Consider the following 17,474-nt stretch of genomic DNA (forward strand, 5'->3'; position numbering starts at 1 on the left):
GCATCGGACGGGCTCATTCTCTCATCAGCCGGTCGCCTGACCCGGAGATTCAGATGACCCGATCGCGTGTCGGAAGCCGGGTGGCAGCGGCACATTCCCATCGCCGGTGCCGGCGGCGCACTATTGCCGGTCGGCGTGATCCGCGAGTTGTGCGGTGAGTTCGCGTGCGTAGTCGAGTTGGCGGGCCAGTTTTGCACAGGCCTGCTCGGCGCGTTCGTGGAACTCGGCGAGTGTGGCGGCCGCGGCGGTCGCGCCCGTCGCACCGTCCGATCGGGCGAGCGCGTCCTGGGCGTCGAGCAGCTGCCGCATGTCGTCGAGGGTGAAACCGAGGGGCTTCATGCGTCGGATCACCAGCAGGCGGTCGATGTCGCTGCGGGTGTAGAGCCTGAACCCGCCGGCCGACCGGGCCGACGGGACGACAAGACCGACATCGTCGTAATGGCGAATGGTCTTGATCGACAGCTCGGTTTCGGTCGCGACCTCGCCGATCTGTAGATGTCCGTGATCGCTGTCTGCGGGAGTGCTCACGTGACGCGTCCTTCCGGAATGAAGTCAGTGGTCGGCGCCGAGATGCCCGCTGAGGCGTTCGTGGCGGGCGGCGCTGCTGTCGTCGAGGCCGACGATGGTCACGGTCTTGCCCTTGGCCGCGTATTTGGTGGTGATGGCATCGAGTGCGGCGACGGTCGAGGCATCCCAGATATGGGACTCACTCATGTCGATGACCACATGTTGCGGGTCGTTGACGTAGTCGAACTGATAGACGAGGTCGTTGCTGGAGGCAAAGAACAGTTCGCCGCGCACCGCGTACACCCGGGTGTCGTCGTCGGGATGGGCGACCTCGACGACATCGGTCATGTGGGCCACGCGACGGGCGAAGAGGACCATCGCGGTGACGACGCCGACGATGACGCCGTAGGCGAGGTTGTGGGTGGCGACGGTGACGGCGACCGTCGCGAGCATGACGGTGGTCTCGCTCTTGGGCATGCGCCGCAACGTCTTCGGATTGATGCTGTGCCAGTCCATGGTGCCGACCGAGACCATGATCATCACGGCGACCAGTGCGGCCATCGGGATCAGGGCCACCACATCGCCGAGGCCGACCACCAGGATCAGGAGGAACACCCCGGCGAGGAAGGTGGAGATGCGAGTGCGGGCACCCGACACCCTGACATTGATCATCGTCTGACCGATCATGGCGCACCCGCCCATGCCGCCGAATAATCCGGTGACGATATTGGCGACACCTTGGCCGACGGACTCGCGGGACTTGTTGGAGTGGGTGTCGGTCAGATCGTCCACGAACTTGGCCGTCATCAAGGATTCCAGCAGCCCGACCAGTGCCATGGTCAGGGCGTAGGGAGCGATCACGGTGAGGGTGTGCCACGTGAACGGGACGTCGGGGATCAGGAACGAGGGGAGGCTGTCTGGCAGTTCGCCCTCGTCACCCACATTGGGAACGGAGAGTCCGCACACGATGGTGGCGGCGGTCAGGAGAATGATCGCGACGAGGGGTGCGGGAACGGCCGCGGTCAGTTTCGGTAGCCCGACGATGATCAGGATGCCGATCGCGACCATCGGGTAGACTAGCCACGGCACGCCGATCAGGTGCGGGAGCTGTGCGGTGAAGATGAGGATCGCCAGCGCATTGACGAAGCCGGTCATCACGCTGCGCGGCACGAACCGCATCAGTTTCGCGAGGCCGATGCCGCCCAGGATCATCTGGAACACGCCGGCGAGGATCACGGCGGCGATCAGATAGTCCAGGCCGTGGCTCTTGACCAGCGGCGCGACCACCAGCGCGACCGCGCCGGTGGCGGCGGAGATCATCGCGGGGCGTCCGCCGACGATGGCGATGGTGACCGCCATGGTGAACGAGGCGAACAGTCCGACCCGGGGATCGACCCCCGCGATGATCGAGAACGAGATCGCCTCGGGGATCAGGGCGAGCGCGACGACGACTCCGGCCAGAACCTCGGTGCGCAGCCGGCGGGGCGAACGCAACGCGGCGAGTACCGATTGTTCGCGTTCGGGGGAGACCACTGGGGCGGTCGAGGACATGCGAATACTCCTTCGGCCCAGACGCGACGAGCAGGTGACGGGGTCACGGGCCAGGGTGGCGTGTGGGCGTCAGGCGCGAGCGGTGACTCTACCCTCACGGGAGGGTAGAAACCCAATTGGAATGGTGACCCGGTCCGTCGGGTTGGCATGGGCATGAGCGACGCACAGTTCGATCCACGATCCCTGATCGCCGACAGCAAGCTCGGCATCCTCGCCACCATCAAGTCGAATGGTCTGCCGCAGATGTCCCCGGTGACATCGGTCTACGACCGCGACACCGACACCATCTACGTGTCGATGACCGACGGACGCGCCAAGACGGCCAACCTCCGGCGCGATCCGCGCGCGTCGATCGAATACACCAGTGCCGACGGATACACCTGGGCGACCGCCGAGGGTGACGTGACCCTCATCGGACCGGGAACCGATCCGGACGGTCCGGAGGTGAATGCGCTCGTGGACTACTACCGGCAGGGTGCAGGCGAACACCCTGACTGGGCCGAGTATCGAGACGTGATGGTCGCGGATCGTCGTGTCCTGATGGTGCTCCGTATCGGTCGCGTCTACGGCGCAGCATTGCGCTGATCGTGCCCGTTCGCTCGAGAGGAGAGATGACCGATGGTTGACGACGATGGTCCGGTGTACGCACTGAACCTGTTCGATCTGGCCGACAACGAGGACTATCGCGCGTACTCGCGGCGGTCGGTGGCCGAGGTGCAGTCGCACGGTGGGCGAGTCGTCTCGTTGGGCGCGTTCCGGCGTGCCGAGGTCGGTGACGTCGCTCCTCGGCAGGTCATGGTGCTGGTCGAGTGGGATTCGATCGAGGCGTTCGAGAGTTATCGAGATGATCCGGCACTCGCCGACCTCCACCCGCTCCGGGAGAACGGCACGACCGGATACATCTGGCATCTGTTCGACAAGCTCGACGACCTGCGGCCTATCCTGCGGCGCACCTGAGCTGCCGCGTCCCGTACCGCCGGCTCAACCGGTGAACTCGCGGGCGGCCGATTCGACGATGTCGCGTCCGGTGCCCTTCTGCGCGAACCAGTCTCGCCGCCTGGTGGCGCCGTTGCCCTCGGCGCGGAGACGGTCGAGAGCGGCCTCCACCAATGCAGCCTCGCCGAGGGCGTCGAGTGCTGGGCGGATGTCGGTCACGAGCGACTCCATCTGCGCGATCGCCGAAACCGGTTGTTGCGTGACGACATCGATGCCATCTCCGTCGATGCCATCTCCGTCGATGCCATCGTGGGCCGCCTTCCACATCGCAGCGGCCAGAACATCGGAATCGACGATCGGCGGCGCGAGGTCGGACGCGATGTCATGCACAGCGGTCATCACCAGGGCGCGGACGAGCGTTGCGACGACGACCGCTTCGTCGGCCCGCGACTGGACGTCGCCGACCCGGATCTCGACGGTGGGCAGGTGATCGGACGGACGGATGTCCCAATAGACCATGTGGTCGTCGAGGATCGCGCCACTGGCGACGAACATCGACACCAATTGCTCGAAGTGTTCGCGAGAGCGTAGATGCGGAGGCGGTCCTGACGCCGGCCAGCGCGACCAGAGCACCGAGCGCCAACTCGCATGCCCCGTGTCGGCGTCGCGGTAGACCGGCGAATTGGCAGACAGGGCAAGCAAGATCGGCAATCGGTGTCGCAGGTGATTGCTGACCGCCACAGCGGTGTCCCGATCGGAAACCCCGACGTGGACGTGACATCCGGAGATACCCTGCTCGTGCGCCAGCATCCCGAATCGCTGCCCGATGTGTCGGTATCGGTCGGTGTCGGTGATGGGGAAGTGGTCGGGCACTGTGGGAGGAACGCCGGCGGCGATCACGGCAACACCGACTTCGTCGGCAGCCTCGGCGACGACGGTACGTAGCTCCCGAAGCTCGGCGAGCAGCTCCTGGCCGGTCGCACATGCCGACGTGGCGACCTCGACCTGACAGGACGTCAGCTCCAGGTCCAGATCGAGGTCGCGTCGCGCCGCCGCCGCAGCGACGTCACGGTTTCGACTGACCGGGTGCCCCGTCAGCTGGTCGACCAGGATGAACTCTTCTTCGACGCCGACCGTCGGCAGCCGCAACCCGGATTTCCCCGTGGTCGACGAGTCGGCGGACATCACCATTTCATCGTACGGTCGGCAGGGCGTACGAGGTGCGCGCGATTCGTCATGGAGGGATGGCGCGAGCCCTCAGTAGAGGTCCGGCCTGCAGGCAGAGCTGCGGGGTGGGCTGCTCAACGGTCCGTTCGGGAGGTTGGTGGCAAGAGTGATCGAATCGGATGGCCGCGTCTCGATCCAGAATCTGGCGCAGCTGTCCTGAACCGGCGCCGCACGATCAGGGTTCTTGTTCGGCGCATACTCTGCCGACGGGTGTCAGGTCGAGGAATCGCCTCGAAAGACCCCCGCGACAATCGCGCGGATCAGGTCGGCCTCCTGTTCGGCGTCGGTGGGCGACCAGATGAGAATCGTCAGGATCGTGCGCACCGCGAATGCCGCGACGGCGTTGTCGTCCCGATCGATCCCGATCAGCTCGGCGGCCAGATCGGTGACGGTCGCCGAGGCGATCACGGTGCCTGCCGCGCCGACGAGATGGCGCGACCGAAGAAACTGGCGGGCGACCCGGTCCGCACGGATCGCTTCGAGAGCGACAGTGATGGCGGTGATCGCGCGGTGCTCTCCGGACAGGTCGGTGATCGCCGAACGTACTTCGGTGATGATGTCGGCCGATGTGGAGGCGAGTACGGCTTCGACGATCTCGCCCTTGCCGCCTGCGTGCCGGTAGACGGTCGCGCGTGAGCAGTGAGCGCGCCCGGCGAGTTCGTTGATGTCGAACGCGTCGACCCCACGCTGCGCGATGAGGTCGGTGGCGACGGCATACAGACGGTCACGGGCAGAGTCGGAGCGGTTTCCGCCGACCAACCAGTCGTTCGTCATATCTCAGTGTGAGACAAAATGATGATGTATCTCAAGTCTCCTCGCAGGTCGCAACGTTCGGATGAGACGACCGGGCCCGGTGTGGTGGTGTCGTCCGTGTCGACTTGCGGCTACCCGGTTGTGTCGCGGACCCGACGTCGTCGAGGCTGGTCGCATGCATGATCTCGACAACCCGTATCCCTACTTCGAATCGCTTCGCCGGCAGGGGGCGGTGACACGGCTCGCGGACTCGTCGTTCTATCTGGTCGGCTCATGGGATCTGGTGGCCGAGGCGGTGGGACGCCCCGAGGACTTCTCGTCGAATCTCACGGCGACGATGGTGTGGAACGAGGACGGGACGGTATCGGAATACCCGATCGCAGAGATGGGCTCGCCATTGCACGTGTTGGCGACCGCCGATGAACCGCTGCATCGGGTACACCGCACCATGGTGATGCCGTCGATGGTCGCCAAGCGAGTGCGCGGGCTCGAACCGTTCATCGCACAGGAACTCCGGCGACTGTGGGACGACGGTCTCGACGGTTCTGACATCGACTGGGTCCACGCGATCGCCCAGCGCTTGCCGATGGCCGTTGTCGCGGAACTGGTCGGGTTCCCGACATACGACATCGACGAGCTGGTTCGCTGGGCCTTCTCGGGCACCGTCCTCCTCGACGGAGTCGTCACCGCGAGTCAGCTGGTCGATGCCACCCAGGCCGTGGGAGAGCTCAGTGCATATCTGGCGGAGGCTTTCGAACGTTCGCTTGTCGCCCCCGGCGAGAACGTGATGGGCGACCTCGCGCGACTCGTCTCGGCGGACCGACTCGACCACGACAGTGCCGTGATGATCCTGATCCAACTCGTCGCGGCAGGGTCCGAATCGACCGTCAGCCTGCTCGGCAGCGCCGTGTGGATGCTCGGCCTGCACCCCGAGATCGAGGGCGAACTCCGGTCTCACCGTGACTACGTGCCGCTGTTCATCGAGGAGGCGTTGCGGCTGGAATCGCCATTCCGTGGCCACTATCGTCACGTCGTCGCGGACACCACACTGGGTGACATCGATCTACCCGCGGGATCACACCTGTATTTGCTGTGGGGATCGGCCAACCGGGATCCAGCAGCCGTCGACGATCCCGGACAGGTCTGCCTTGACTCAGGAAAGCGTCGTCCGCACATGGCATTCGGCAAAGGTCTGCACATGTGCGTTGGTGCTCCACTCGCTCGACTCGAGGCCAAGCTCGCGATCGAGTTCCTCCTCGACTCCACCACCGCGTTCGACGTCGAGACCACGGATCCGCAGTGGGAGCGAAGCCTGATGGTGCGGCGGCTGCGAACACTGCCGGTTACGGTTCAGTCATGACCGACCACGCCGACCATCAGGCGATCTGCACGCTGCTCTATCGATACGCCGAACTCCTCGACGGCGGTGACTTCGCCGCGGTCGGTGAGTTGTTCGCCGATGCGGACATCGCACTCCGCGGCGAGGTCACCGGACGCGGTGCCGCGCATATCCGCGCGATGTTCGAGACCATGGTGATCGTCCATCGAGACGGCACACCGCGCACCCGACACTTGATCACGAACCCGATCATCGAGTTCGACGGGCCAGATCACGCGCATGTCCGGTCCTGTTACACGGTGCTTCAGGAGCGCGACGGTCGCATCGAGATCGTCGCATCGGGCCGGCATCTCGACACCATGACCCGATGCGACGAAGGATGGATCTTCAGCTCACGCGATTATGGATACCTGGACTTCGTCGGCGACACCTCGGATCACCTGCGCGCACACGGATAGTGACGGCGCCGCGAGTCGCTCGCGGTGGTCAGGACGACGCACGGACCCGTCCGAAATAGGATCGCAGACCGAACGCGGCTGCCGTCGCGCTGACGCCGAAGACTCCCCAGAACTCTGCGCTGCGCAGACGGGATCGTTGTGTGTAGACCATGGCACCGGCCGCGCCGGCATTCAACGATGCCCAGACGATGTTCTGGGCCGGTGACGAGTCACCAACCCCGGGCGGATCGGAGAACGGCGTCGGGAATGGCCTACCGGCGAGTGCATGCGCGAGGTGTGGGACCACGTTGGCCGCGACAGCGCCTGCGCTCGCGGTGACAAGATGGTGTGGCCATACAGGTCTCATGAGATTCCCCAGTCAGTGTTGTGCATTTTCGTCGTCCCGGACACGGTATATGCCTACGCCGAAGCGACCGCTTCCGATGAGAAGCGCACGCCGGCGAGGTCTACACCCGTGATCGGTTCGCAGAATCCCACACCGGAACGGCAGGCAACCATGCTCATCGTCGCAGGGCACATCACAGTCGATCCCGACCTACGTGAGACCTACCTCGCGGGCTGCGTCCGCGTTGTCGAACAAGCGCGTCGCACGGCCGGCTGTCTCGACTTCGCCATCGACCCCGATCTGCTCGACTCCGGGCGCGTCAACATCTTCGAACGCTGGGACTCACGGGAGGTCGTCGAGGCGTTCCGTAGCGGGGGCCCGAGCGAGGATCAAAGCGCCGCGATATCGTCGGCATCGGTCGCCGAGTACGACATCGGTGATGTGCGGTCGTTGTCCGAATAGGCGTCACTCACGCGGAGTTGACCTATCTCGGTTGCGGACCGTCGCGGGTGGGGACAGACGTGACAGTGGTGGACGGAGGTGTGCCGATGGTCGAGGCACAGGTAGCTGACGTGATGGCCGAGCTCGCCGAGTTGGAGGACCCGAAAGTCCGTGAAGTGAACTCGAGGCACGGAGACGATCACGGCGTGAACCTCACCAAGTTGCGCGCGGTCGCCAAGCGATTGAAGACGCAGCACGAACTCGCTCGTGGACTCTGGGAGACCGGGGACACCGCGGCGAGATTGCTGGCGACCCTGATCTGCCGTCCCAAGACGTTCGACCGCGACGAGTTGGACGCTATGGTGCGTGACGCACGCACACCCAAGGTGCACGACTGGCTCGTGAACTACGTCGTGAAGAAGAACTCGCACTGTGAGGAACTGCGACTGGCCTGGCTGGCCGATCCGGACCCGGTGGTGGCGAGTGCCGGCTGGGCATTGACCGCGCAGCGGGTGGCGAAGGAGCCGCACGCCCTCGACCTCCGTGCTCTGCTCGACGTCATCGACGCCGAGATGAAAGGGGCGCCGGATCGTCTCCAATGGACCATGAACATGTGTCTTGCCCAGATCGGCATCGCCGACCCTGAATATCGCGGTCGCGCAATCGAGATCGGGGAGCGACTGGAAGTGCTCAAAGACTATCCGACATCGCCGCGATGCACGTCACCGTTCGCGCCCGTCTGGATCGCCGAGATGGTGAGCAGGCAGGCAACCTGAGTTGGGAATGCGACCAATTGTCAGGGAGCCTCATGGGCACGACATGGTCAGCCGAACAGCTGGGTGCCGTCGACTCCGCCGGTGAATTGGAGATCGCGGTGCGAAGGGCAGAAGGAGATCTGCGCGGCTGGGTGCCGATCTGGGTTGTGCGCGCCGACGTCGACGCGGCGTATCGCCAGAAATACGGCCGGTACGGCGTCGTGACCGTCGACAGGATGGTGTCGGACTCTGCGGCGCAGGCCGCCCCTGAGGCTGACGCGTGAGTGATCGTGTCAGCGGACGGCCGTCACGCCGGCGAGGAACAGGTCGATGCCGGCCAGGAATTGCTCGCGGTCGTCGTGCTCGGGGAACTGGGTCGCCACCTGCCGAAGGAACGGATGCGTCGCGGGATCGCCCTGCATCCACCGCTCGGTGACGGTGGCGAGAAAAGCCGACCGATCGGTCTCGCGCACGAGGAGCCTCGCGCCCGCAGAGTACTGTGCGGCGAGACCGAGGATGTAGCTGACGAGCGCGGACGCCGAATTGAACTGTGCCCGTTCGGGAACGTCGAGAACCTGCAGCTGTTGACCGATACCCTCGAAGATCTGCATGATCGCAGACTGCCAGGGCTCGCGGGCGAGTTGGGTTCCCACCCATGGATGGGCATCGATCGCGTCGAACACTCCTGAGGCGATACCGCGGATTGCCTCTCGTGGCTCCGTCTCCTCGGCCATGTCGGTCACCGCGCGGGCGATGACGTCGTCGGTGGCGGCGACGAGCAGTTCGTTCTTGTTCGCGACGTGGTGGTAGATCGCACCACTACCGGTGGCCAGGCGGGCTGTGAGCGCGCGGAACGTCAACGCACTCTCGCCGTCGGTGTCGAGGATCTCGATCGCGGCCTCGACGATCCGCTCCTTAGACAGAGCATCTGAGCGTCGTTCGTTCCGCTGCGTCTTGGTGGCCATGGCGTCCATCTTGACATAGTTGGAACGATGTTCCAAGATGGATACATGGAACGACGTTCCAACGTACTTCGAAAGGAGAATTCCCATGAAGACACCAGTCACGATCATCGGTGCGGGCCTGGGGGGCCTCACCCTCGCCCGCGTCCTGCACGTCCACGGCATCCCCGCAACGATCTACGAGGCGGATCCTTCGGCCGCAGCGCGAACGCAGGGCGGTCAACTCGACATCCATGAAGACGATGGACAGCGCGCGCTCGAAGCGGCGGCACTCACCGACGAGTTCCGCGAGATCATCCACGTGGGGGGCGACGCCACCCGCATGCTCGATGAGAGGGGAGGGATCCTGCTCGACCATCCCGCCGACGACGGAACCGGGCGTCCCGAGGTACTCCGTGGAGACCTTCGTCAGATCTTGCTCGACTCGTTGCCCACAGAGACGGTCCAGTGGGGAAAGAAGCTGGCCGGCGTCAGCGCACTCGGTGATGGGCGGCACGAGCTGACCTTCGACGACGCAACGACGGTGGTCACGGAACTCCTAGTCGGCGCTGACGGCGCATGGTCGAAGGTCCGCCGGTTGCTGTCGGCGGCGACGCCCGAGTACGTGGGTACGACCTTCATCGAGACGTACCTGTACGACGCCGACGAGCGCCATGCGGCATCGGCCGCCGCCGTCGGGGAAGGCGCGATGTATGCGCTCACACCCGGAACCGGCATCACTGCACATCGTGAGTCGGGGGGTGTCCTGCACACGTATGTCCAGTTGAATCGTCCTGCCGAGTGGGTCGGCGGCATCGACTTCACCGACCCGGGTGCGACTGCACGTATCGCGGCCGAATTCGAAGGATGGGCACCGGAACTCACGGCCCTGATCACCGACGGTGAAACCGCACCGGTGCCGCGCATGATCTACGCGCTCCCGAACGACCATCGATGGGATCGCGTTCCCGGGGTGACCCTGCTCGGGGATGCCGCGCACCTGATGCCGCCGTCCGGTGACGGCGCGAACCTGGCGATGTTCGACGGTTCGGAACTCGGCAATGCGATCGCCGCGAATCCTGACGATGTCGAGGCGGCACTCGCGGCGTATGAGACCGCGATGTTCCACCGCAGCGCGGCAACCGCCGTGGACGCATGGGAGATCCTGGACCTCTGCCTCGGCGACAGCGCGCCCTACGGGCTCGTCGACTTTCTGTCGGGAACCGTCGAGGAGGTGCGGAGCTGATCCGCTGGGGCGCACTTCTTTGAATCGCAGCAGACACGCGGGGGCGACGGTCTGGGACGGTGGGAACGTGATCCTGTCCAAGGAGCGCGATCCTCGCCTCATCACCCTCCGCCGCGGGGGAACTCTCACCGACGCCGATCATCGACTCCTGGCGCTGTGGGCAGCGGCATGTGCCGAGCACGTCCTCAGCCTCTTCGAGCAGGCGCGTCCCGACGATCCGCGTCCACGCGAGGCCATCGAACACGCGCGCGCATGGGTCCGTGGCGAGGTCAAGATGATGGATGCTCGCGCAGCGGGTGGACACGCGATGGGAGCGGCGCGCGATTTGCGTGGAGCACCTCGTCACGCGGCGTATGCCGCCGGGCAGGCTGGGGCGGTCGCCCATGTCGCGGCCCATGACCTTGGTGCGGCCGCCTACGCGATCAAGGCAGTGCGTGCGGCAGCGCCGAAAGGTCGGGATGAGGTCGCGGGGCGCCTCGAATGCCGTTGGCAGCGCGCGCAACTCCCGGATGGGATCCGCGAGCTCGTACTCGACGATCAGCGACTGCGGAACGACATCTGCTGGTCGGTGTTCGAGAGTTGAGTCGCCAGATCCACAAATCCCTTGGGTTTTGGACGAATTCGTGGAAGTGCAGTCATTCCCCGGTGCAGCAGTCGCGTTCGACATAGTCATCAGGCTGTCTGATTGCGCAGCAGAGTTGGCCCCGCCACGCGCTGATCCCTTCGCGGATGGCGATGACGGCGATGACCAGTGCGGCAATGGGGTCGGCCCACGACCAGCCCCAGAGGCTGTTGACGACGAGCCCGGCGAGCAGCACCGCCGAGAGGTAGGTGCACAGGAGCGTCTGCTTGGAATCGGCAACCGCGGACCTGGAACCGAGTTCACGGCCGGCGCGCCGCTGCAACCACGAAAGGATCGGCATGATTGCCAGACTTGCCGCGGCCAAGCCGATTCCGATGGTCGATTGCCGCGCCTCCGCTCCCCAACCGAGCAGCGTGCGTACGGATTCTGTGGAGACGTAAACCGCCAGGCCAAAGAAGGAGAGCGCGATGATCCGCAGGGCTGTCTTCTCTCGGGCCTCTGGATCGCGCCCGGAGAACTGCCACGCCACCGCTGCCGCCGACGACACCTCGACGACCGAGTCGAGGCCGAATCCGATCAGCGCAGTCGAGGAAACCCGTGCGCCTTCGGCCAATGCGATCGCGGCCTCGATGGCGTTGTAGGTGATGGTGGCTGCCACGAACCAGCGGATTCGCCGCTGGAGGATCTGCTTGCGTTCGGTGGCGGGTACGGTCCGGTCGGGGAGGCGGAGGCTGACGTCCATCAGCAGCATCCTTCGGTCTCGGCGTCGGGGCAGCACGCGGGATCGACCGCCAAGACCAGTCCGATCAGGTCGTCGAGGGCGTTACGGATCCGTGGGTCGGCCAACTCGTACCGAGAACGCCGCCCTTCGGGCACGGCGACCACCAATCCGCATCCACGAAGGCATGCAAGGTGATTCGACAGGGTCTGCCGTGACACCCCGATGGAGTCGGCCAGATCGGCGGGGTAGGAGGGGCCGGTCCGCAACAGCAACAGGACCTGTGTGCGGGTCGCGTCCGACAATGCGTAGCCGAAGCGGGTCAGCGCCTCGCCATGGACGAGGGTGTGCGATTCCATGCGGACAATAGTACAGGGATATCTGTATTCAGGGAATCCTGAATAATTTGCCGCGCGCGTCGACGCATTGCGATGCACAGTCTTTCTGTTGACGCCGCTCTCACCATAACGCGTGGTTCGGGGCTTGCGGCAAGGCCCCGGTGATGGTGCAGACTCGTCTGCTGCGAGCAAGCGCACGTCTTGCCCGGCGAAGGGATCTGTATGAGTGACGTCATCATCGTCGGCGCCGGACCGACCGGGTTGATGCTGGCCGGCGAGCTCCGTCTGCAGGGCGTCGAGGTCGTCGTCCTCGACGAGGACGACGAGCCCACTCAGATGGTCCGTGCTCTCGGCATCCACGTGCGCACGATCGAGATCATGGAGCAGCGCGGTCTGCTGGACAGATTTCTCGCGCGCGGACGTAAGTATCCGCTTGGTGGGTTCTTCGCGGGTATCGCCAAACCGGCACCCACGGATCTGGACACCGCCCATGGTTACGTGCTGGGCATACCGCAGCCCGAGATCGACGAGATCCTTGCCGAGCACGCCACCGAGGTCGGCGCGGAGATCCGTCGTGGGAAGCGCGTCGTCGGGGTCCAGCAGGACGAGGACGGGGTCACCGCCGAATTATCCGATGGCACAACAGTTCGTGCGAGCTTTCTGATCGGGTGCGACGGCGGGCGCAGTACGGTGCGCAAGCTGTCCGGGGTCGGATTCCCGGGCGAGCCGTCGAGGTCGGACACGTTGATCGGCGAGGTGGACGTGAGCACGCCGGACGAGGAGTTGACGGCCAAGGTCGCCGAAGTCCGTGAAACACAGAAGCGCTTCGGAATCGGGCCCTCCCCGTCGGGGAACGGCCGTTATCGCCTCGTGGTGCCGGCAGCCGAGGTGGTCGAGGATCGCGCGGTCCCGACGACGCTCGACGACATCAAGCGACAGCTGCGGGCGATCGCCGGCACCGACTTCGGCGTCCACTCGCCACAATGGCTGTCACGTTTTGGTGATGCCACCCGGCTGGCCGAGCACTACCGCCTCGGCCGGGTGCTCCTCGCCGGCGACGCCGCACACATACACCCGCCGATGGGAGGGCAGGGGCTCAATCTCGGCGTCCAGGACGCGTTCAACCTCGGTTGGAAGCTCGCCGCCGCCATCAACGGCTGGGCGCCGCACGATTTGCTCGACACCTACGAATCCGAACGACGGCCGGTGGCCGCCGACGTACTCGACAACACGCGTGCACAGGCAGTCTTGGTCTCCACCGAGGCCGGGCCACAAGCGGTGCGGCGGTTGTTCTCTGAGCTGATGGATTTCGATGATGTCTCGCGGTACCTGACCGAGAAGATCACGGCGATCTCGGTCCGGTACGACTTCGGTACCGGTGACGATCTACTGGGCCGGCGTTTGCGGAACATCAGTTTGAGCCGCGGGGACCTCTACGATCTGATGCACGCCGGCCGTGGGCTGCTGCTCGATCAGACGGGCGGGCTATCGGTCGAAGGATGGAATGATCGAGTCGACCACGTCGTCGACACCAGCACCGAACTCGACCTCCCGGCTGTGCTGGTTCGTCCGGACGGGCATGTGGCGTGGGTAGGGGGCACGCAGCCGGAGTTGAACACTGGCCTGGCCAGATGGTTCGGTAGTCGACTTGAGTAACTCCTCCTGCGCACAGCCGGCCTGCCACGGATAGGGCTGAATCTCAAGCGTTTCTGCCGAGGGCTACTCGACGAGTGTGTGCATTCCGACGTTGACCACATTGCCGCTGCTGTCTCGGTAGAAGAATCTCGTGACGCCCCAGGGCTCGTCCGTACGTGGATATACCACCTCGAGGCCTCGACCCTGTACCTGCCGGGGGGCTTCATCGACATCGTCGACGAAGATCGACACCGATGGATTCACCGGGCCGGTTGCATCGCGGGTCATGAGGCTGAGTTGGTGCCCGTCGTCATCGCCGAGAGTCACGATCCAACCGTGGTCCATCAAGACCGTGAGGTCCAGTGCGGCTTGGTGTTCGGTCACTGCCTCACGGAGGTCGGACACGACGAGGTTGGGTACTATTCGGTTGACCGCGGCCACATTCGGCTTCTCTCGTCGAAGGTGTGTTGTCGGGCTGTCCCCGTGGTGGCGGATGTTACCACCGTGATCGATGCTTGCTCGGCCATGTCTTGACTCTGGTCGAGCGATCTCGGGCGGCAGTCGATCACTCCGCTGACCTGGCGCTCTTGCGCTGGTTGGCGTTGAAGCGTGCCTTCTTCTGACGATTCCCGCACGTGTTCATGTCACACCACCTGCGAGTGCGGCTCTGACTGGTGTCGAAGAAAGCTGCCCGGCAGGTTGGCGATGCGCACAATGCCAATCTTCCGTCCCGTTCGCCTGCGATGATGCTGATCGCGTCGGCGGCGATCACGCCGAGGGCATCTTCGACGCACGAAGCGGAGCTCAGCCGCCATTGACGGTTGCCCTCGGGCGTCAGGATGGCCGCGGCCCGACCTTGTTCGCTGCAGGCGTTGATGATTCGGATGGCAGACGCAGGGGGAGTGGCTTGGGTCGCGGTCGCTGTGGCGGCGCCGTGAATGGATTCCCTCAGTTCCCGGGCGTGTTCGAGCTGGGCCGTGCTGCAGGACTCGACGGCGAGACCGTGGACTGCCAGCCAGTCGACGAGTCGTTGGGGCGTGGGAATGCGCTCCAGGGCATCGCCCTGTCGCTCGGTGAGCGTTGCCGTGAAACTGGTGGCCAGCTCGGTACCGAGGCGAAAGTCAGGGAACTCAGCTCGCATGGAACCATCTTAGCTGGTGTCCACCGGTCGTTGTGCGCTATGCTGGAACCGTCGTAGCTGGTTCTCTCTCGCATGGCCGATTCCACGATGATCCGCAGGAGGTGCCGATTTCATGGCCCGTCTGACCAACGACGTGCAGGCATTCGAAGCCCACGCGACCGCCGCTGACCTCGACGATCTGCGCGCGCGTCTTGACACGGCCCGGCTACCGGAGGCCGAGACGGTTTACCGCGCCGCGCCCGACCCACGTCGATGGGAACAGGGCGTTCCGCTCGCCGACCTCGTCGAGATCGTGAACTACTGGCGCACCGGGTATGACTGGCGGTCCTTCGAAGACCGGCTCAACCGGATCGGGCAGTTTCGCACCACGATCGATGGTCTGGGAATCCACTTCCTGCACAGGCGATCTGCGCGCGCAGACGCGACTCCACTGATCTTGACGCACGGTTGGCCAGGCAGTATTGCCGAGTTCGTCGATGTAGCTGAGGAACTGGCGGATCCGGAAGACGTGGACGCGCCGGCGTTCCACGTCGTGGTCCCGTCGCTGCCGGGCTTCGGCTACAGCGACAAACCGACCACCACCGGGTGGGGGACCGAAAAGATCGCGGCCGCGTGGGTAGAACTGATGGACAGGCTCGGCTACCGCGAGTTCACGGCCCACGGCGGCGATTGGGGAGGCAATATCACCACGGTCCTCGGCGGTAGGTTCCCAACGCACGTTCTCGGTATCCACACACTGTTCGCCGAGGCGCCGCCCGGGTTGACAACCGATGGGCTGACGGCGGCCGAGCGCAAGTGGACCGAGGACACTCGCGATTTCTGGCGCCACCGCGCGGCGTATGCGAAGCAGCAGGCGACCCGGCCGCAGACGATCGGCTACTCGCTCGTCGATTCGCCGGTCGGGCTGCTGGCCTGGCTCCTCGACAAGTTCGCTGAGTGGTCCGATACGAAAGACAGTCCGTTCGAGACGATTTCCAGAGACCGCGTCCTCGACGACGTCACTCTGTATTGGCTGACGCGGACCGGCGCATCGGCGGCGCGCATTTACTACGAAAGCCACAACTCGGTCGACCCCGAACTTCGGGTCGACGTCCCATCGGCAATCACGATGTATCCCCGCGACATCGAGAAATGCCCGCGTCCGTGGGCCGAAGAGAGGTACCGACGCATCGTCCGATGGAACTCGCCTGAGAACGGTGGACATTTCCCGTCGCTGGAAGTCCCTGAGTACTTCGTCAAGGATCTGCGAGAAGGCCTCGCGGCGGTACTGGCCGCTGGTCCGTGAACGCGAGTGGGTGCCGGCTGTCGGATGGGGCGATGACCGAGGAAGGCGCAGGCGTTGCCACTCCCCACATCTCGATCACCCAGACCCGCAGCGGCCTTGAGCCGGAACTGGCAGGCTTTGAGTTGAAGCGGAGTAACGACCCCAACTCACTGAAGCTGAGCAGCACCTCACCGGACAGGAAGGCAGCAAATATGGCATACGCCGTAGATTTCAAGGATGTCTCAGTCGTCGGACTCGAGTCATCGCCGGTGCCCGAGGCGCTGGCGGGCCTGCGCGCCAACGAGGCGCGATACTTCAAGAACAAGTACGACCACGTCTTCACCGTCGAGCCGGCGGACGAGGCGACTGCCACTGTGGACTGGATACACCGGATCCTCAAGGAGGAGCGAGGCCTCGTCATCGGCTCTCGTCCTCTAGAGGCGACTGAGTTCGAGGTCGACGGTATCCGGATGGCCTACGTCTTCTACGAGAGCGGTCTGTCGATCAATGTGATGTATGCGCTCGACGACGGCGGGAAGCGGGCGGTCGGGTTCAAGCTCTCCGACGGCATGGAGATCCCCGAGGAACTCGCTTCGACCTTCAAGTTCGCACGGCAGAAGTCGAAGCTCGCGGGCACAATTCGCGGATCGTACTTCGTCATCAAGAACGCGTACTGAGTTCTTCAGTGCTGTCGCGTTCGGTGCTGATGTGCCTGGTCAGTTCGGCGAGGGCATCGAACTCATTCGTGAGGTGGGTCTCTAGAGGTATCAACGGCTCGATCAGCCAGACGTTCACTGCTTGGCCCCAAGTAACCATGCCGACCTCGGCCGCCAGGCGTGCCGTGCGTTCGCCGACACCCCGTTGCTCGAGAGCCGCCGCGAGAGCGGACGTCAAGGATTCCCCCTTCGCCAGATCGCGCTCGCGTAGCGCGGGGGATGCCGAGATGACCTGATGCCTGGCCACGGTCAGGGCGCGGTTCGCCTCAAGCCTTGGAACTGCGGCCGCAAGCAGGGCACTCAAGAGTGTGGGTAGTGGTGGCAGATCACGTGGAGCGCGTTGTACTGCAGTGGACAAGGCGTCTCGGAGCGGTTCTTCACCGTCGAAGAGCACCTCGCGCTTGTCGGCGAAATGCCGGAAATACGTGCGCTCGGTGACTCCAGCTCTGGCGGCGATCTCTGCCGCGGTGACCGAGTCGAATCCGTGCTCACCGTAGAGGTCGAGGGCCGCCGCTTGAAGTCGTTGCCGGGCTGCTTCTCCGCTTCGAGGCATGTACTGATCATACGCGTTGTGTCAGTCACTGACTGAACAGTGGTAGT

The 17,474-nt window shown here is 64.7% G+C and carries 23 protein-coding genes; 12 read left to right on the forward strand and 11 right to left on the reverse strand.

The window, feature by feature from the left end; genetic code table 11:
* Positions 1–120: 120 nt before the first annotated feature.
* The gene (locus ACPXCG_RS21180; protein ID WP_425794154.1) at positions 121–528 is read right to left on the reverse strand and encodes a MerR family transcriptional regulator; all 408 of its coding nucleotides are present in this window, start codon (positions 526–528) and stop codon (positions 121–123) included.
* Positions 529–552: 24 nt separating this feature from the next.
* Positions 553–2,058 (reverse strand): SulP family inorganic anion transporter, encoded by a 1,506-nt coding sequence (locus tag ACPXCG_RS21185; RefSeq protein ID WP_425794155.1) that lies wholly within the window; start codon positions 2,056–2,058, stop codon positions 553–555.
* Positions 2,059–2,211: 153 nt separating this feature from the next.
* Here ACPXCG_RS21185 and ACPXCG_RS21190 point away from each other — a divergent pair, with 153 nt between their 5' ends.
* The gene (locus ACPXCG_RS21190; protein WP_425794156.1) at positions 2,212–2,643 is read left to right on the forward strand and encodes a PPOX class F420-dependent oxidoreductase; all 432 of its coding nucleotides are present in this window, start codon (positions 2,212–2,214) and stop codon (positions 2,641–2,643) included.
* Positions 2,644–2,676: 33 nt separating this feature from the next.
* Positions 2,677–3,015, forward strand: a complete 339-nt coding sequence (locus ACPXCG_RS21195) for a DUF1330 domain-containing protein (protein WP_425794158.1) — start codon at positions 2,677–2,679, stop codon at positions 3,013–3,015.
* Positions 3,016–3,039: 24 nt separating this feature from the next.
* On the opposite strand, the gene ACPXCG_RS21200 is transcribed toward ACPXCG_RS21195, so the two are convergent.
* Both ACPXCG_RS21200 and ACPXCG_RS21205 read right to left on the reverse strand, forming a co-directional pair.
* Positions 3,040–4,179 carry a carboxylate-amine ligase gene (locus ACPXCG_RS21200; protein ID WP_425794160.1) on the reverse strand — a complete coding sequence of 380 codons (1,140 nt, stop codon included), beginning with the start codon at positions 4,177–4,179 and terminating at the stop codon, positions 3,040–3,042.
* Positions 4,180–4,434: 255 nt separating this feature from the next.
* A complete protein-coding gene (locus tag ACPXCG_RS21205) occupies positions 4,435–4,995 on the reverse strand; it encodes a TetR/AcrR family transcriptional regulator (RefSeq protein WP_425794161.1) in 561 nt (186 codons plus the stop codon).
* 154 nt (positions 4,996–5,149) lie between these two features.
* On the opposite strand from ACPXCG_RS21205, the gene ACPXCG_RS21210 reads away from it, so the two are divergent.
* Together ACPXCG_RS21210 and ACPXCG_RS21215 are read left to right on the forward strand one after the other, a co-directional pair.
* Positions 5,150–6,334, forward strand: coding sequence for a cytochrome P450 (locus ACPXCG_RS21210; RefSeq protein WP_425794163.1), 1,185 nt, complete (start codon positions 5,150–5,152; stop codon positions 6,332–6,334).
* Positions 6,331–6,771 carry a nuclear transport factor 2 family protein gene (locus tag ACPXCG_RS21215; protein WP_425794164.1) on the forward strand — a complete coding sequence of 147 codons (441 nt, stop codon included), beginning with the start codon at positions 6,331–6,333 and terminating at the stop codon, positions 6,769–6,771. The genes ACPXCG_RS21210 and ACPXCG_RS21215 overlap by 4 nt, the downstream gene beginning before the upstream one ends.
* Positions 6,772–6,799: 28 nt before the next feature.
* On the opposite strand, the gene ACPXCG_RS21220 is transcribed toward ACPXCG_RS21215, so the two are convergent.
* On the reverse strand, positions 6,800–7,117 hold the full coding sequence (locus tag ACPXCG_RS21220) for a hypothetical protein (protein ID WP_425794165.1): 318 nt from the start codon (positions 7,115–7,117) through the stop codon (positions 6,800–6,802).
* Between the two features lie 150 nt (positions 7,118–7,267).
* Between ACPXCG_RS21220 and ACPXCG_RS21225 the strand changes: the two genes are divergently transcribed.
* From ACPXCG_RS21225 to ACPXCG_RS21235, 3 genes are all read left to right on the forward strand, one after another.
* On the forward strand, positions 7,268–7,558 hold the full coding sequence (locus tag ACPXCG_RS21225) for a putative quinol monooxygenase (protein WP_425794284.1): 291 nt from the start codon (positions 7,268–7,270) through the stop codon (positions 7,556–7,558).
* 86 nt (positions 7,559–7,644) lie between these two features.
* A complete protein-coding gene (locus tag ACPXCG_RS21230) occupies positions 7,645–8,313 on the forward strand; it encodes a DNA alkylation repair protein (protein ID WP_425794166.1) in 669 nt (222 codons plus the stop codon).
* 32 nt (positions 8,314–8,345) lie between these two features.
* Positions 8,346–8,576 (forward strand): hypothetical protein, encoded by a 231-nt coding sequence (locus tag ACPXCG_RS21235; protein ID WP_425794167.1) that lies wholly within the window; start codon positions 8,346–8,348, stop codon positions 8,574–8,576.
* Positions 8,577–8,585: 9 nt separating this feature from the next.
* Here ACPXCG_RS21235 and ACPXCG_RS21240 read toward each other — a convergent pair whose 3' ends face one another.
* On the reverse strand, positions 8,586–9,257 hold the full coding sequence (locus ACPXCG_RS21240) for a TetR/AcrR family transcriptional regulator (protein ID WP_425794168.1): 672 nt from the start codon (positions 9,255–9,257) through the stop codon (positions 8,586–8,588).
* An 85-nt stretch (positions 9,258–9,342) separates the two neighbouring features.
* On the opposite strand from ACPXCG_RS21240, the gene ACPXCG_RS21245 reads away from it, so the two are divergent.
* Together ACPXCG_RS21245 and ACPXCG_RS21250 are read left to right on the forward strand one after the other, a co-directional pair.
* A complete protein-coding gene (locus ACPXCG_RS21245) occupies positions 9,343–10,479 on the forward strand; it encodes an FAD-dependent oxidoreductase (protein WP_425794169.1) in 1,137 nt (378 codons plus the stop codon).
* 67 nt (positions 10,480–10,546) lie between these two features.
* A complete protein-coding gene (locus ACPXCG_RS21250; protein WP_425794170.1) occupies positions 10,547–11,062 on the forward strand; it encodes a putative immunity protein in 516 nt (171 codons plus the stop codon).
* A 52-nt stretch (positions 11,063–11,114) separates the two neighbouring features.
* Here ACPXCG_RS21250 and ACPXCG_RS21255 read toward each other — a convergent pair whose 3' ends face one another.
* Positions 11,115–11,804, reverse strand: coding sequence for a cation transporter (locus ACPXCG_RS21255; protein ID WP_425794171.1), 690 nt, complete (start codon positions 11,802–11,804; stop codon positions 11,115–11,117).
* Positions 11,804–12,139 carry an ArsR/SmtB family transcription factor gene (locus ACPXCG_RS21260; protein WP_425794172.1) on the reverse strand — a complete coding sequence of 112 codons (336 nt, stop codon included), beginning with the start codon at positions 12,137–12,139 and terminating at the stop codon, positions 11,804–11,806. The genes ACPXCG_RS21255 and ACPXCG_RS21260 overlap by 1 nt, the downstream gene beginning before the upstream one ends.
* A gap of 201 nt (positions 12,140–12,340) precedes the next feature.
* Here ACPXCG_RS21260 and rox point away from each other — a divergent pair, with 201 nt between their 5' ends.
* Positions 12,341–13,774, forward strand: a complete 1,434-nt coding sequence (gene rox / locus ACPXCG_RS21265) for a rifampin monooxygenase (RefSeq protein WP_425794173.1) — start codon at positions 12,341–12,343, stop codon at positions 13,772–13,774.
* A gap of 63 nt (positions 13,775–13,837) precedes the next feature.
* Here the strand turns inward: rox and ACPXCG_RS21270 are convergent, their stop codons facing one another.
* Together ACPXCG_RS21270 and ACPXCG_RS21275 are read right to left on the reverse strand one after the other, a co-directional pair.
* Positions 13,838–14,176 carry a VOC family protein gene (locus ACPXCG_RS21270; protein WP_425794285.1) on the reverse strand — a complete coding sequence of 113 codons (339 nt, stop codon included), beginning with the start codon at positions 14,174–14,176 and terminating at the stop codon, positions 13,838–13,840.
* Between the two features lie 142 nt (positions 14,177–14,318).
* Positions 14,319–14,894: a CGNR zinc finger domain-containing protein gene (locus ACPXCG_RS21275; protein WP_425794174.1), complete on the reverse strand. Its 576-nt coding sequence runs from the start codon at positions 14,892–14,894 to the stop codon at positions 14,319–14,321.
* 112 nt (positions 14,895–15,006) lie between these two features.
* Between ACPXCG_RS21275 and ACPXCG_RS21280 the strand changes: the two genes are divergently transcribed.
* Entirely contained in the window at positions 15,007–16,179 is a 1,173-nt protein-coding gene (locus tag ACPXCG_RS21280) for an epoxide hydrolase family protein (RefSeq protein WP_425794175.1), read from the forward strand.
* A 32-nt stretch (positions 16,180–16,211) separates the two neighbouring features.
* On the forward strand, positions 16,212–16,835 hold the full coding sequence (locus ACPXCG_RS21285) for a phage tail protein (protein ID WP_425794176.1): 624 nt from the start codon (positions 16,212–16,214) through the stop codon (positions 16,833–16,835).
* Here the strand turns inward: ACPXCG_RS21285 and ACPXCG_RS21290 are convergent.
* Positions 16,819–17,427 carry a helix-turn-helix domain-containing protein gene (locus tag ACPXCG_RS21290; RefSeq protein WP_425794177.1) on the reverse strand — a complete coding sequence of 203 codons (609 nt, stop codon included), beginning with the start codon at positions 17,425–17,427 and terminating at the stop codon, positions 16,819–16,821. The two genes, ACPXCG_RS21285 and ACPXCG_RS21290, sit on opposite strands and share 17 nt — an antisense overlap.
* Positions 17,428–17,474: the final 47 nt, after the last annotated feature.

This window comes from Gordonia sp. DT218 (genome assembly GCF_049847105.1).
Taxonomy (GTDB): domain Bacteria; phylum Actinomycetota; class Actinomycetes; order Mycobacteriales; family Mycobacteriaceae; genus Gordonia.